This window comes from Pedobacter panaciterrae (assembly GCF_013204795.1).
Taxonomy (GTDB): domain Bacteria; phylum Bacteroidota; class Bacteroidia; order Sphingobacteriales; family Sphingobacteriaceae; genus Pedobacter; species Pedobacter panaciterrae.
The window spans coordinates 773,917-789,212 of record NZ_JABMKW010000020.1; the positions used below are offsets into that span (position 1 = coordinate 773,917).

Consider the following 15,296-nt stretch of genomic DNA (forward strand, 5'->3'; position numbering starts at 1 on the left):
TTAATTGATTAAAAAGTTTACTATTCTACAGGCAGTTCCTTTACTATTTTGGTTCTTTTCTGTGCTGATAGTAACTTTTAATACGTGATCAGTATCGGCTAAATTGCTCCCAAATAAAACATACCAGGGCAAATGTAAAGATTTGCTCCATTGTGTAAACAAATCAAGTTGTTTTTCGGCACCATTATCAATTGAATAGCTAACAATACCGGCATCGGAGCCTGATACTATGGCCATTCCAACTGCATTACCTTTAAATTTTAATGTAAAAGATGACCCTGCAACGGTACTAACCAGCATAGGCACCTTTACAAAACCCGGGCGGGTACCCAAGCCATCTTCTGGTGTCCAGCTCTTTACCAGTTCCCAGCCGTTTTTATTTTCGGCAGTTTCTATGCTAAGATACCTTCCGCGGGTAAAACTTCCTTTATTTAATAAAGCAGGCAATTTTGTAGCCTTTTGCTGCTTAGCTTTACTTAGGCTGGATGACAACAGATCTTTTATGGCCTCAAAATACAATTCCTGACCAAATGGCGATGGATGCAAATCTTTAAAATCCTTTTCCCAGCTAAACTCATTGTTTGCCAGCTTATCTCGTATAGCCTTAGCCAGGTTAATAGAAGGCAATTGATAATGATCTGCAACCAGCTCATGGTTGGCTACCGAGGTAGGCACAATACCCGAATCGTACAGTTTTGTCTTATCAGGATCGGCAAACGACATCATCACAATATTCATTAACGGATTACTGGTTTTGGCATGCCTAACAATACCTTCAAGTGACTGAACCTGAGTAACACCATCCGTTCCGTTAACCTGATCGTTCACTGCCGCCTCCAGAAATAGAAGATCTACTTTACCCGAATCCAGCACATCCCTGCTTAATCTGAAGGTATGCGGCAAGCTTCCCAACGAAGGGATGCCAGCCGCAATAAAATGAAATTTTGTAGCCGGAAAACGCTCTTTTAAATAAGCGCATACCTTATCTCGCCAGCCACTATTATAAGTTATTGAACCGCCCAGAAAAGCTACAGTGGCATTTTTCTGTATAGAAATAGCATTGTAAGCATTCTGGAGGCCCTTTCTTTCTGTAATATACTTGCTAAATGGTAAGGTTTTAACCTGTGCAATAACTGAAGCACTACAAACTAAACCCACTAAAAAACACAGTACAAACTTTCTCATTTAAAAATCTATTTAGAATTAGATGAACTTTGAATTTTTAAAGTCCACGCATATTTACCAGGTAACTCAATTGGTAGTTTTACAACTGCCGATCCGTTACTTTTAGTCCATTCCAGCGGCTTACTTACCCCAAGCATATAAACTTTTGAACCATCTTTTGGCTGCATAGCAGTTAAAACCAGTTCATTATTTTCGGCCTTGTTAAAGATCACATAAGTGCTTTTTCCATCCTTACTTTGAGTAAATCTGATGTTATCGCCTTGTTTATAATTTTCTATACCTTTAGTGGCGTATATGGCTTGCTTGTTAATATCCAACCACTTGCCCATTTCTCCCAAACGCTCTACACTTGGTGCAGGAATTTCACCTTCGGCACTTGGGCCAACATTTAATAAGTAATTTCCGCCCTTAGCAGCTACATCAACAAGATTATCAATTAACACCTGTGCCGATTTCCAATTTTGATCGTACTTGGCAAAGCCCCAGTTGTTGTTAATTGTCATGCAGCTTTCCCAGTAGTCCTGAGAATTGGTTTTTAAAATCTCTTGTTCTGGAGTTCCAAAATCACCGGCAGCGTCCTGGTACTTATTCATACCTTCCATACCTCCGCGCGCTTTACCGATGCGGTTGTTTATCACCAAAGAAGGTTTAAGGTTACGCAGATAGTTATAAAGGTCTTTTCCCTGCTCTTCTGTCCATTCCGGAATCCACTCTCCATCAAACCATAAAATGGTTGGATCGTATTTCTTGATCAATTCAGCCAGTTGAGGCTTTAAATACTCTTCTCTGTATTTGTTGAAATCTGGTTTTACATCAGGCTTTTGCTTAGGATTAGCATCTGGCTGATGCCAGTCCATAATAGAATGATACAACCCGAACTTAATTCCGGCAGCTTTACATGCATCAGAAAGTTCTTTTAAAATATCTCTTTTAAAGGGAGTAGCATCCATGATATCATATTTGGTCACTTTACTGTCCCAAAGACTAAAACCGTCGTGGTGTTTAGAAGTGATAACGATGTATTTAGCACCTGCCGATTTAGCAATCTCTACCCATTTTTTAGCATCAAACTTCTGTGGATCAAATTGAGCAGCATATTTTTCATATTCGGCAGTTGGAATGTTATGTGTTTCCATAATCCACTCTGCTCCTCCGCTTTTACCATTATATTCTCCGGCCGGAACTGCATATAAGCCCCAATGGATAAACATACCGAAAGTAGCATCCTGCCACCATTGCATACGTTGGGTTTTAGCTGCTTCAGACTCTTTTAAATAATCTTTTTGTGCAAATACCGAAAATGACATAACCAATCCGATAATAAGCAAATTTAACTTTTTCATACATTAGTAATTTGGTTATAGCAAAGAAAAGGATATTGGATATTAATAATTCTATTATTATGTCAATTCATTAAGCAATTTTAGCACACTTCGTTATTGGACCATTCCGTTATCTCGACGATAAAAGAATTCTTGAATGAGCATAACCAAGGGATCTCTTCTATCGTCGAGATGACGATGTGCATACAGTACACCCACACCCTTCTCTAAAATAAGTACTTTGTACTCAAAAAGTTAGAGCTGTTGCTATCAACAATTGCATTTATCAAATGCTTGTTGTTTTCATTTAGTTTGGTGGCAACTAACGACCTTATAGAAAACGATCTTAAAGCATCTACTACTGAAAGCGTACCCTCGGCACTATCTTTTCTGCCAGTAAACGGAAATACATCCGGACCACGCTGACACTGGCAATTCACATTTACTCTGCTCACCTGATTCACCAAAGGATCAATAAGTTCAGCTATTTCTTCATCATCGTTACTAAAAATACTTACCTGCTGGCCGTGTGTAGATTCGATAAGGTACTCAATAGTTTCTTCCAGATCATCAAAAGGTACAACCGGAATAACCGGACCAAACTGCTCTTCGGTATATAACTTCATGCCCTTTTTAACAGGATAAACAATTGCAGGGAATACAAACGATTCATTTGTAGCACCACCATTTTCATTTATCACATGGGCACCATTGGCTATGGCATCTGCAATACACTCCTGTATATATGCAGGTTTATGAGGTTCAGGTAAAGGAGTTAATGATACACCATGCTCCCAGGGCATCCCAAATTTAAGCTGCGCCACAGCTTCAGAAAGCTCCTTTAAAAACACATCAGCAAGGCTGCGATGTATAAATACGATTTTTAACGCCGTACATCTTTGTCCGTTAAACGATAAAGACCCCAACACTGTTTCCTGTACTGCTAGCTTAACATCAGCATTTGCAGTTATAATGGCTGCATTTTTAGCATCCAACCCAAGTATTGCACGTAAACGGTTTACTTTAGGATGCAGCTTTTTAAGCTCATTGGCTACCTTACTTGAACCAATAAGGGTTAACACATTTATATCGCCCGATTTCATCAGGTTAGGAATGATCTTATTACCACGACCATATATGGTGTTTACTACGCCTTTCGGGAAACAGTCTCTAAATGCCTCCAACAATGGGTAATGTAATAAAGTACCATGTTTTGGTGGTTTAAACAATAAAGTATTACCCATTATCAGGGCCGGAATTAAAGTAGTAAAAGTCTCATTCAACGGATAATTGAACGGCCCCATACATAAAACCACACCCAAAGGAGAGCGTCTGATCTGTGCAACAATACCCTGTTCAATGCTAAATTTAGACGACTGACGATCAAGGTCCTTTAATGCATCAATTGTTGCATAAATATACTCTACCGTACGGTCAAACTCTTTAACCGAGTCTGCATGAGATTTACCAATCTCCCACATCAATAGTTTAACTACTTCGTTTTTCTTTTCAATAATTTTGTGCGTAAACTTCTCTACGCAGGTAATTCTATCAGCAACGCTCATGGTTGGCCATTCACCCCTCCCATTGTTATAAGCACTAACTGCAGCCTTTAGTGCTTCCGAAGCCTCAGCTTCATTACATAAAGGATAAGTGCCAATTACTTTACGCTTTAGTCCTGTTGGAGTTTTGATACAAATTGGCGACAGTACTTCGTGTACTTCTCCGCTCCAGGAATGCATTTTTCCATTACTTAAGTATTCTCGCTGATGAACCTCTTCGGTTAACCTGAATTCTTCAGGTATGTCGCGCTCGTCAACAAAAATCGAGTCAAGATGATCTTTAAAAGTCATTAATATATAGTTAGAGATTAAAATAGATTATATGTTAAAGATCACTAATTACTTTGTATTTTGGAACTAATGTTTTCATTATTACCCAAGCCACCAGGTAGGCAACAGCACATATTGTAAACATAATTGTGTAGCCGGTTTCAATATGCCCTAGAGCCTTATAATGGTCAAATAACCCACCACCCAGTTTTGTCATAACAACACCGCCAAGGCCGCCAAGCATACCACCAATACCTACAACAGAACCAATTGCTTTTTTAGGAAACATATCTGAAACTGTGGTAAACAGGTTTGCCGACCATGCCTGGTGCGCAGATGCACCAACACCAATTAACAATACAGGCATCCAGAAAGATATATGGCCCAAAGGCTGTGCAGCAAGCACAACAAGCGGAATTACCGCAATCATTAACATTGCTTTCATACGGCCGTCATATGGTTCATATCCCTTTTTAATAAAATACATTGGGAACCAGCCACCGCCAATACTTCCAACCATTGTCATGCTGTACAATACCGCTAATGGGAGCATGATCTGAGTATCCATCATGCCATACTGATCTTTCAAATAAGCAGGCAACCAGAACAGGAAGAACCACCAAACACCATCCGTCATGAATTTACCTACAGCAAAAGCCCAGGTTTGTCTGTATGTAAGGAGTTTAAACCACGATACTTTTGTTTCTTCAGCTACACCTTCACTATTGATCACTCTGGTATCAACATCATCTGCTTTTATGTAAGCAAGTTCTTCGGCCGAAAGTCTTTTTTGTTCTTCAGGTTTTTCATAGTATTTATACCAAAATATAAGCCACAAGAAACCTATTGCACCTATAAATAAAAAGGCGGCTTCCCAGCCCCATTTTGCTGCAATAAACGGGACACTTAAAGGTGCTAATACCGCACCAATATTGGTACCTCCGTTAAAAAATCCGGTAGCAAAAGATCTTTCCTTTTTAGGAAAATACTCTGCAGTAGCTTTAATTGCAGCCGGAAAATTCCCAGCCTCGCCAAATCCCAATACTGCTCTGGCAACCATAAAACCTACAATAGAAACAGAGGCAACGCCAATACCCATAAAGCCAAGTACTGTGGAAATGCTTTGACCTATTGGAATAGCAAAGGCGTGTATAACTGCACCTACCGACCAAATAATGATGGCCCAGGCATATCCTTTTTTAGTTCCAAGTTTGTCGATTATCCGCCCTGCAAAAAGCATCGATATAGCGTAAACAAATTGAAAAACAGAAGCAATGTTTGCATAGTCGCTGTTGCTCCAGCCAAAAATCTCTTCTAAATGTGGTTTAAGTAAGCTTAACACCTGTCGATCAAGATAATTCACAGTAGTTGCGAAAAATAATAATGCACAGATAGTCCACCTGTAATTACCTACTTTTTTTTCGTTCATTATATTTGGTTTAGTATTTGGTTGGGTTGTTTTTTTATTTTGTTTTGGCTAGTGCTTCTGTAATGCCAAAGGTTTTTATGTTGTTATAATTTTCTTCTACTGTTTTAATAAAATCTTTAAGGCCTGGCAGGTCGGTTTCCCATAACTGCTGATCTGACAATACTGAGTTTACATACTCAGCTTCGTCAAGCTTGCTTTTTTCATAGAAATAAGCAGCCTGATCGTCAGTAATCAGGTATTCCTTACCATCGTATTGCCCAAAGTACTGATTTTCTTCCTTTTTTTGAGTTCTCATGAAACATAAGAATGCAGCAAAACCGAAAGCGATACTTGATGGAACCTTATTAAATAGCTTATAATATTGAGTTAAAACAGGTAATATCCTTATTTTCATTTTCATGGTATACTGAAAAGTGATATTGATCCATAAATGTTTAATGTATGGATTTGCAAACCTGTCCAGAACCGCGGCCGAAAAAACCATGGCCTCATCGCCCGGAACTTCGTAAGGTATTGCAGGCACAATTTCCGATTGCATTACCTTTACGATATAGCTTTTTATGGCTTGATCGGCCATTGCATTTGCTACGGTATCTATACCAGCTAAATAGGCAATCCCAGATGATAAGGTATGAGAACCGTTTAACAGCCTTACCTTTAGCTCTCTGTAAATTTCGATATCAGGTTTTACAATTACCCCCTTATCTGCCTCCTTAAAGCTTAATAGCTTGGCAACTTTTTCGTCACCCTCAATAGCCCATAAACGATAAGGTTCAGCCATGATCAACAAGTTATCACTGTAACCTAACTGTTCCTCTAGCTTTTCTAAAGTTGCGACATCAGGCTTACCGGGAACAATCCTATCAACCAGAGAATTGCAGAAATGAGCATGCGCTTTTAGCCAGCTTACAAATTCAGGTTCAAGCTTATTAAATTCGGTAAGTTCAAATACAATTGACTCTAATTTTTTTCCGTTTTCAGGAATTAGTTCTGTAGCAATAATCACAATATCAGCAGCATTGGTATCGCCAAGCGCTTTATATCGTGCATACAACACTGCTAATAGCTTTGCCGGAAAAGAAACTGGAGGAGCTAAATCAATGCTTTCTTTTAATAAGCTAATACCAACCTCCGTTGTATTGGAGACAACAACCTGTAACGCGGGACTTTGTCCGATTTTAAGTATATCGCTCCACTCCTTGTCGGCCGATAAAACTCTGCTGATGGACGAGGATATAATATTCTCTTTAACAGTTTGTCCGTTCTCCAGACCCCTTACGCTGATTGTATACAATCCATTTTGCTCATTAAAATCTTTAAGGTCGCCTTTACTGGTCGATTTAACAACAGCTACCCTGCCATTAAACAAACCCTTACGGTTTGCTTTATCAATAAAATAATCTGGAAGCCCGCGTAGTAAAACACCGGTTCCAAACTGCAATACCTTTTCAGGAAGATTTAATAATGTGTTATCAGGAATGATAACGTTTTCATTTTTTAGGTTCTTTAAAATATCTTTAGAAATAGTCATGTTGAAATTTCGCTCTGTCTAAAACAATTCTACATAAATATTATAAAGAATGAATGTTTTAAGAGGAAATTATTTACGCAATCGTTATCGTTACAATTGCCCGCTAAATCTGTAAAAATGTACTATCCAAAAAGATCACTGCTCAAATAGCGGTCGCCCCTATCGCATGCAATAAACACAATTAGTCCTGATTCCAGTTCTTCGGCCAATCTTAATGAACAGGCAAGTGCCCCACCGGTACTCATACCTGCAAATATGCCTTCCACTTTAGCAAGTTTACGTGCAAAATCTGTGGCTTCCTGCTGTGAAACATCCATTACCCTATCTACCCTGCTCGGATCAAAGATCTTTGGCAGATAAGCCTCTGGCCATCTTCTGATTCCTGGTATTGATGATTCTTCAGTTGGCTGACAACCTATAATCTGTATATCCGGGTTCTTTTCTTTTAAAAACATAGAATTACCCATAATACTGCCGGTTGTGCCCATGGAGCTTACAAAGTGGGTAATCTGCTGATTGGTGTCTTTCCAAATCTCAGGACCGGTGGTTTTATAATGGGCCAGGTAGTTATCTGGATTTGAAAACTGGTTTAACAAGAAATAACCTGGTTGGACGCCTTTCTCCTCTGCATAATCCCTGCATACTTCAATAGATTCAAGCAAAGTAACCTTTGCCCCGTATGCTTCCATGGTTAGGGTACGTTCACGTGTTGAATTAGAAGGCATTACCAGCTCAATCTCCAGATCATATATAGACGCAATCATCGCTAAGGCAATACCTGTATTACCGCTTGTAGCTTCAATCAGTTTTGTTCCTTTTTTAATATCTCCGCGATCTATTGCACTGCGGATCATATTTAATGCTGCCCTATCTTTTACACTGCCTCCGGGATTGTTCCCTTCCAGCTTGGCAAAAATCTTAACGTTCGGATTAGTATGTAACCTCTGAATTTCTACAAGTGGTGTGTTTCCAACAAACTCAACAATATTTCCCATTATTAAACTACGCTTTTCTCTGATTTACAATTTTATTAACGACTCTAATTTTAAGGTTGCTTGGTTTCGATAACCTTAACTGCCGACTGATGATATACGGTTGAATGTGGGGGCACGCTTTTAGTTAACCAAACGTTTCCACCTATAATACAATCGTGCCCGATAACGGTATCGCCACCTAAAATGGTTGCGCCCGAATAAATAATTACGTGATCTTCTATAGTTGGATGCCTTTTTATGCCCACCATGTATTTCTCTACGCTTAATGCGCCAAGAGTTACGCCCTGATACAGCTTTACATAATTTCCGATAACGGTAGTTTCTCCAATAACGAGGCCCGTACCGTGGTCAATATAAAGGTACTCGCCTATTACCGCACCGGGGTGAATATCTATACCGGTAATGGAATGCGCATATTCAGTAAGGATTCTGGGTACAATAGGAATTTCGGCTTGCAACAAAGCATGTGCAATCCTGTACAAGGCAATTGCAAGGAAACCGGGGTAACTTCTGATAATTTCAAACTCACTTTTAGCAGCCGGATCGCCTTCCAGAATTGCAGAAATATCTGTATTCATCCTTCTGTACAACTCTGGTACACTCTCAAAAATCTTTCTGGCTATTCCTTCATTATCGCTATGCTCACAAGCTTTGGTGGCATTTAATATCCTTACCAGCTCTTTTTCTTGCTTTAAAAAGAAACGCTTAATCTCATTAATTGAATAATCTGGCGAGGTTAAACGCTCTGGATACAACAAATTCATTAAATTCATTGCCCATTCAGCAACTTCCTGATTGGATGGTACAGCCTCAATTTGAAGCTGTTTATTATATATATGAAGATAAAATTCCTCGTTCATTTTAAGAGTGATGTTTGATTTTAGTGTAAAGAAATGAAATTAATCACAATCCTGCTAATTTCATTGTTTAAGTGATTAAAAACCGACAAACTCCCATGCGCTTATATAGGCGTTACATTGTTCAGCATAGCTGATAAAATCAGAATAAAATACTGATCTGGTGAGTGTAGCACTATCACCAATAACAACCAGTTTCTTTCTGGCCCTTGTCATGGCCACGTTCATTCTTCTGGTATCGGCCAAAAATCCTATTGCACCATCTGTATTGCTTCTGGTTAAGCCAATGTAAACGATGTCTCGCTCCTGCCCCTGGAAACTATCAATGGTATTAATGCTGATTTTACTCCTGTACACCATTAATTCTTCAGATCCTGTGATCAGGTCATTAAGTATAGCGATCTGTTGTTTATATGGCGAGATAATGGCTATTGTAGGAAAGTCGGCAACCGTATAATGGTCGTTCAATTTAGCAACCAGTTGGGTTAAATGTTTTAATAAAAACACAGCCTCTTCGGGGTTGGTGGTACTGGTTCCTTCCAGTTTCTCGTCAAAACCACAACCTGCAGTATCTATAAATTCTAGTGGAGGTTCTTCGGCAAACAGCAGCCTGTTGGCCACGTTGGGATGCGCGGTTAATTTATTTTTATAGAATACTGAAGATGGATAGCCCATGATTTGTGTATTCATTCTGTACTGCTCCTCTAACAAAACAACAGCTTCGGGATGCATTACAGTGCATTTTTCCATTAGGGTATTGCTTAGGCCGTCTTTTGCCGCCTGTGTAGATTTAATGGTTGGTGGCAGCTGACAATGATCGCCGGCCAATACTACCTTTTCTGCCTTTAATATTGGCACCCAGCAAGCAGGTTCCAAAGCTTGTCCGGCTTCATCAATCACAACGGTTTTATACTTAACGTCTCTAACGGTATAATGGTTGGCGCCAATTAAGGTAGCAGTAATGACCTGGGCTTTTGCCACAACATCATCAATAATATATTGCTCTGCATTGTTCACCTCTTTCATTATTTTGTGCGCCTCATTAAACAGTGCTTTGCGTTGTTGCTGCTCTGCACGACCAAAATTGCGCTTATACTTATGGGCCATATTCTTGTACTCATTGGCCTGTTTTTTAAGCGAACGCAGATCTTTGGTTGCACTATGTTCAGCAACTTTACTATCCATAGTTAAGGATGCCAAACGTTCAGAAACCCTTGCCGGATTACCCACACGCAATACATTTAGTCCTTCTTCGGCAAGCTTTTCACTTAACAAGTCTACAGCTGTGTTACTTGGTGCAACAACTAGTACTTTCTCACCATCTTTAGCAATTAAAGCTTTAATGGCCTGTACAAGTGTGGTTGTTTTACCTGTTCCCGGCGGCCCATGAACTATAGCAAGTTCTTGTGCCTGCAAGATCTTGTTAACTGCTTTTTGCTGAACAGGGTTTAGCTGAGGGATAACGATATTTGTTAAACTGGTATCAAACGTAGGTGCCTTTTGCCCTGTTAATACATCGGTTAATACTGAATCTGCAGCTTTCTCTTTTGGTTTCTGCGCTTGTTTAAGCGCATTCTGCATTTCATTATAGCTATTGTCGTCAAACAGCAGGTCTATACCCAATTTACCATCGCTGGCCCAATCGGGCAGTTCTTCTGTCAGTAGTGTTATTTTTAGCTTGTTTCCACTCTGGTGGCTAATTGTTCCTTCAACCCTGTCATTTTTAGGGTCGTGATTAGAGAACAAAACTGCCGATGCACCAAACCTAAGCTGGTGCGAAATATCATGATGGGTAGTACGTTCCACCTCTACCGTAAGGTAATCGCCCCTACCCGTTTCAGAACCACGAATAGCAATGGGATACCATGTTAATCCATTTTCACGACGATCAGTTACTGAGGCTGATGCGGTCAATCGCAGGTAAGAATCAAGATCTTCCTGCCGCTCAATTTTAAGTAAATCGAGGAGCTTTTTAAAATACTCCATTATAAAAGCACAAGCTGTTCGTGAAGCTTATTAAGCGTTTCCATTGCATCTTTACAAAATCCGGGATGTACTTTTGATGCCTGCACAACAGTACTCCGTGTAGCAGTAAGCCATCTAAAGCGCGAGGCGGCATCCAATTTACCAATGGGACCACTATCCTTTTCTCCTGCACAAATGCGCTCAAAAGCTATAAGGTTGGCTTTTAGCACATCACAATCCAGGTCAGCCTTAAATACTTCGAGCCTGCTTTCATCTAAAGAGATCAACGCTTTTAAAAACTTTTGTTTTGCACAATACAATACCACACCCACATTAATGAATTCTTCGCGTTCAACCCTTGGAACCACACGAATAACGGCGTACTCAAATAAGTGACTCTCTTGCATTTTGTGCTTCTTTTACAAAAACCTCTGAATTAGCAACCCTTGAAATCAAGAATTGACTATAAACCTGCCTGCGTTCTTCTGTAGTTTCCTGACCAGATTCATCTATCAACCACTGATCCGGAATTAATGATACAATTGATGTGATCAGTTCGTTCGTCAGGATTGCCTTAAATGCTGTATCAACTTCCTCTAGCTCACTTGCCTGTGGCAATAATACATGATCCTTAACCAGTGCAAACGGCCTTACAGCTTGTTCCTCCCAGTTTAGCATTGAATGATGGAAGTATAAAGATGCGCCATGGTCTATCAGCCACAACTCTTTATGCCAGATCAGCATATTGGTGTTGCGCGCAGTACGATCCATATTGGTTAATAAACAATCTAACCATACAATTTGTGACGCTAACTTAGCATCAACAGTAGTAACCGTTGGATCGAATGTTATTGCTCCGGAAAGATAATGCAAAGCTAAATTTAAGCCGATACTGGCTTTAAGCAGGTCTTGAATTTCTTCATCAGGCTCGGTACGGCCAAAGGCCTCGTCTAAATTTGCAAAAACTATTTCGGGCACTTTAAATCCAAGTGCCCTGGCAATTTCGCCTCCAATAATTTCTGCAATAAGGGCTTTTACACCCTGTCCGGCGCCCCGAAACTTCAATACATATAGAAACTCGTCGTCGGCCTCTGCAATGGCAGGCATGGAGCCTCCTTCGCGCAAAGGCGTTACATATCGAATTACATTAACAGTCCTCAATTGAGGATGGATTTTATTCATGCCACGAAATTACTGTTTTTTAATAAAAACAGCACCATTCGAATCATTGTCAACATCGCCCCTTACCACAGCTTTTATGGTAAAGGCTGCTCCTGTTTCGTAAGCATCAACTTTAAATTTATATTGATTATTTTCCTGGCTAGATCCAGTGTAGCCATCATGAACATCCTCTGCTATCTTAACGCTGTTCTTATAAAGCTCAACAGATTTGATCTCTAAACGAGAATGACCTTCTGTATACCAGAATGAAAGTACATACTCCCCGTTTTCATTGATCTTTCCGGTCGCATTGATTTCAAACGTTCCAAAGTCTTTTCCTTTTACTGATGATGGTTTCCATTCTGCAACCAATTGACCATACTTTTTAAACTTGTCGTATTTCTCAGGGAAATAAAGCGGAAGCGAGTATTGATTGCGGTTTACCACAGTAATTGCACTAAAATCAGATAATTTAGGCACAGTAACTGCCTGTGTATAAACCGGAGAATATACGTTTGCACGGGTACCGTCAGTAGTATATCTGATCTCTGCACCTTGAACATCACTTTCCAGTTTTATGGTAAAGCCGTTGGCACCTTTTTCATTACTGATCAATTTAGGCAGAGGCACACGATAGCCATAACCTGCGTTGTCGTAACGTTTATAATGAGTTCTTATTCTTTTTTCGAAATCAGGCCATGCTTGTTTTTCATGTGGTGTCCAGCAAACTTCGGCTAAGGCCGACATCCTTGGGAAGGTTAAGTATTCAAAATATTTTTCTGAACGATCTTCGTTTATCGCAGCAATTTCCTGAAGTACAGTACCGTGAATAAACTGGTCTGACCATAATGTAGCCTCTGCGCCTAATATCTGCGGACGGTATTTTGGATCTAAACCTTCAAGCATTGGGTTTAACTGGTAAGCTTTTTCTAAGGAGATTGGCTGCAACCATGTTGCCGCTTTTACCTCGCCCGGGATATTGCTTTCTGCAACGTCAAAATAACAATATCCGGTTAATGCCATTACTGAATAATGACCAGCTTCTGAGGCTTTAAAGGCTTTTTTCTGATCGTGCCAGATCATACCAACCGCTTTATCTTTTAAACCATCTTCAATGATCTCGTCCCAGCCAACAATGGTTTTGCCATATCCTTTTACCATTTTCTGAATGCGCTGATTAAAATAAACCTGCATTTCTTTTTCTGTTTGAACACCAAGCTCTTTCTTTCTTTTTTGGCAATGCGGGCAGGTTTTCCAACGGTCATATTGAGCTTCATCGCCACCTATGTGAATGTATTTAGAAGGAAACAACGCAAAGGTTTCTTTAAACACATCGGCCAGAAAATCAAAAGTTGATTCTTTACCAACGCAGTAAATCTCTTTGCTTATAGAATGTTGGGTTTGAACGGTGTATTGTTCACCAGTACAGCACAAATCCGGATAAGCTGCTATCGATGCTAAGGCATGGGCCGGTACTTCGATCTCCGGAATAACATCTACGTTTCTGGCCGTAGCATAGGCTACTATTTCTTTAATATCTTCCTGGGTATAGTAGCCGCCGGTACGTTCTGCACCCTCGCCTCGCCACGCACCTACAGAAGTAAGTTTTGGATATTTTTTAATTTCAAGGCGCCATCCGGCATCGTCGGTAAGGTGGAAATGCAACACGTTCATTTTGTACATTGCCATCATGTCGATAAGCTTAAGCACATAATGTTTTCCGAAGAAATAACGGGCAACATCAAGCATCATCCCCCTCCACTCGTAAGATGGGGCATCGGCAATCTCTGCTCCTTTAATTTTCCAAACTGTTTTTCTTTGAAGCTGTTTGTTATAAATCTCTGCAGGCAGCATTTGTAACAGCGTTTGGGTACCATAAAAAACACCAGCCGGACTATTACCTTCAATTGTTATTACATCATTTTTAACGCTTAGCTTATAGCTTTCTTTATTTAGCGCGTCGGTTTTGGCTAGTGGAGCACCTCCTTTGCCAATCTTTAGCACAATTATGTTTTTTGCAGCTTTTTGCTGATCTGAAATCTGGAAATCAAACCCTGTTGCAGGAGACAGTGCTGCATAAAGCAGTTCTGCCTGTTGTTTTAAGCCTTTCTCGTAATATATTTTTGTTTGACCGTTAAGTGTAAATGAGGCTCCGTTTTCTTTGATACTTGATGGAAGAGGGATAATATTGAACTGAGCATACATTGATAATGAACTGATTAGCAGTACGCCGAGCATCACCCATCTGGTTAGTCTGGTCTTCATAGTATATTTAGTTTAAGGTGTGTGTTTAGGTTCAGGAACTGGCTTGATATTGAAAGCGATTACTCCGTTAACACAATGTTAATCAATTATTTTAAGAGAAAATAATGAGGATTTTGGCGAAAAGGCAAACAAACGTTTGCATGAGTTAATGCAACCGTTTGCGTAAAAAACAAATAAAAAAAGAGGATGTTTTTACATCCTCTTTTTTGAACTTTTCCGATCGCTATTTACAATCTTTAAAGCTGGCAAACTGTGCCCTCAAAGTAGAAATATATGGTCTAACTTCATTTGGTTCCTTTCCATACTCAAAAGTAACCTTATGCTTCTTATCTCCATATTCTATCTGAATCCATTCAGCACCGCCATCGGCACAGTCCGGACAACCATAAGACTCTTTTAACTGATTAAAAACATTCAAGTCAATACTATCGGCAAGTTTAGACCAATCCGTTTCTGCCATTTCTGCTGTACATACTTTTGGAGCTGCATTCGGTTTGTTCTCGTATTTCTTTAATTCAATTTTTGCCTTGGAAATAAAGAGCTGGCTATTACAATAACCCACACACATACCAAAAGATGTTCCGTAACTAATTTTCAATTTATCCTCATCTGTTTTCTTTTCACAACTGCTAAACATAGCAGCAACTATAAGAAAGCAAAAAAGGATCAATAGTTTTAATGGTTTGGTTCTCATAATTATCTCATTAGTTTTAATAACCTATACCAATATTTACAAGCAAACGCTACACCACTA

12 protein-coding genes are annotated in these 15,296 nt (G+C 39.7%); all 12 read right to left on the minus strand.

The genetic code is table 11. The features are described 5' to 3' along the window. The 12 genes from HQN86_RS22190 to HQN86_RS22245 all read right to left on the minus strand — a co-directional run bounded on the left by HQN86_RS22190 (window position 1) and on the right by HQN86_RS22245 (window position 15,236). Window positions 1-1,185, minus strand: a complete 1,185-nt coding sequence (locus HQN86_RS22190; RefSeq protein ID WP_172663059.1) for an SGNH/GDSL hydrolase family protein — start codon at window positions 1,183-1,185, stop codon at window positions 1-3. Between the two features lie 8 nt (window positions 1,186-1,193). After that, window positions 1,194-2,528 (minus strand): alpha-L-fucosidase, encoded by a 1,335-nt coding sequence (locus HQN86_RS22195; protein WP_172663060.1) that lies wholly within the window; start codon window positions 2,526-2,528, stop codon window positions 1,194-1,196. A 206-nt stretch (window positions 2,529-2,734) separates the two neighbouring features. Then, entirely contained in the window at window positions 2,735-4,360 is a 1,626-nt protein-coding gene (locus HQN86_RS22200) for an NADP-dependent glyceraldehyde-3-phosphate dehydrogenase (RefSeq protein WP_172663061.1), read from the minus strand. A gap of 34 nt (window positions 4,361-4,394) precedes the next feature. Then, the gene (locus HQN86_RS22205; protein ID WP_172663062.1) at window positions 4,395-5,768 is read right to left on the minus strand and encodes an MFS transporter; all 1,374 of its coding nucleotides are present in this window, start codon (window positions 5,766-5,768) and stop codon (window positions 4,395-4,397) included. Window positions 5,769-5,802: 34 nt separating this feature from the next. After that, window positions 5,803-7,299 carry a tagaturonate reductase gene (locus tag HQN86_RS22210; protein ID WP_172663063.1) on the minus strand — a complete coding sequence of 499 codons (1,497 nt, stop codon included), beginning with the start codon at window positions 7,297-7,299 and terminating at the stop codon, window positions 5,803-5,805. A 122-nt stretch (window positions 7,300-7,421) separates the two neighbouring features. Continuing rightward, window positions 7,422-8,294 (minus strand): cysteine synthase CysM, encoded by an 873-nt coding sequence (cysM, locus tag HQN86_RS22215; protein ID WP_172663064.1) that lies wholly within the window; start codon window positions 8,292-8,294, stop codon window positions 7,422-7,424. A gap of 50 nt (window positions 8,295-8,344) precedes the next feature. Beyond that, window positions 8,345-9,154, minus strand: a complete 810-nt coding sequence (gene epsC, locus HQN86_RS22220) for a serine O-acetyltransferase EpsC (RefSeq protein ID WP_172663065.1) — start codon at window positions 9,152-9,154, stop codon at window positions 8,345-8,347. Between the two features lie 75 nt (window positions 9,155-9,229). After that, window positions 9,230-11,137, minus strand: a complete 1,908-nt coding sequence (locus HQN86_RS22225) for an AAA domain-containing protein (protein WP_172663066.1) — start codon at window positions 11,135-11,137, stop codon at window positions 9,230-9,232. Next, window positions 11,137-11,523 (minus strand): DUF3037 domain-containing protein, encoded by a 387-nt coding sequence (locus HQN86_RS22230; RefSeq protein WP_172663067.1) that lies wholly within the window; start codon window positions 11,521-11,523, stop codon window positions 11,137-11,139. Before HQN86_RS22230 ends, HQN86_RS22225 begins: the two co-directional genes overlap by 1 nt. Further along, a complete protein-coding gene (locus HQN86_RS22235; protein WP_172663068.1) occupies window positions 11,501-12,298 on the minus strand; it encodes a HipA family kinase in 798 nt (265 codons plus the stop codon). Before HQN86_RS22235 ends, HQN86_RS22230 begins: the two co-directional genes overlap by 23 nt. A gap of 9 nt (window positions 12,299-12,307) precedes the next feature. After that, on the minus strand, window positions 12,308-14,542 hold the full coding sequence (locus HQN86_RS22240) for a beta-N-acetylhexosaminidase (protein ID WP_172663069.1): 2,235 nt from the start codon (window positions 14,540-14,542) through the stop codon (window positions 12,308-12,310). Window positions 14,543-14,765: 223 nt separating this feature from the next. Continuing rightward, window positions 14,766-15,236: a hypothetical protein gene (locus HQN86_RS22245; protein ID WP_172663070.1), complete on the minus strand. Its 471-nt coding sequence runs from the start codon at window positions 15,234-15,236 to the stop codon at window positions 14,766-14,768. Between the last annotated feature and the right edge of the window lie 60 nt (window positions 15,237-15,296).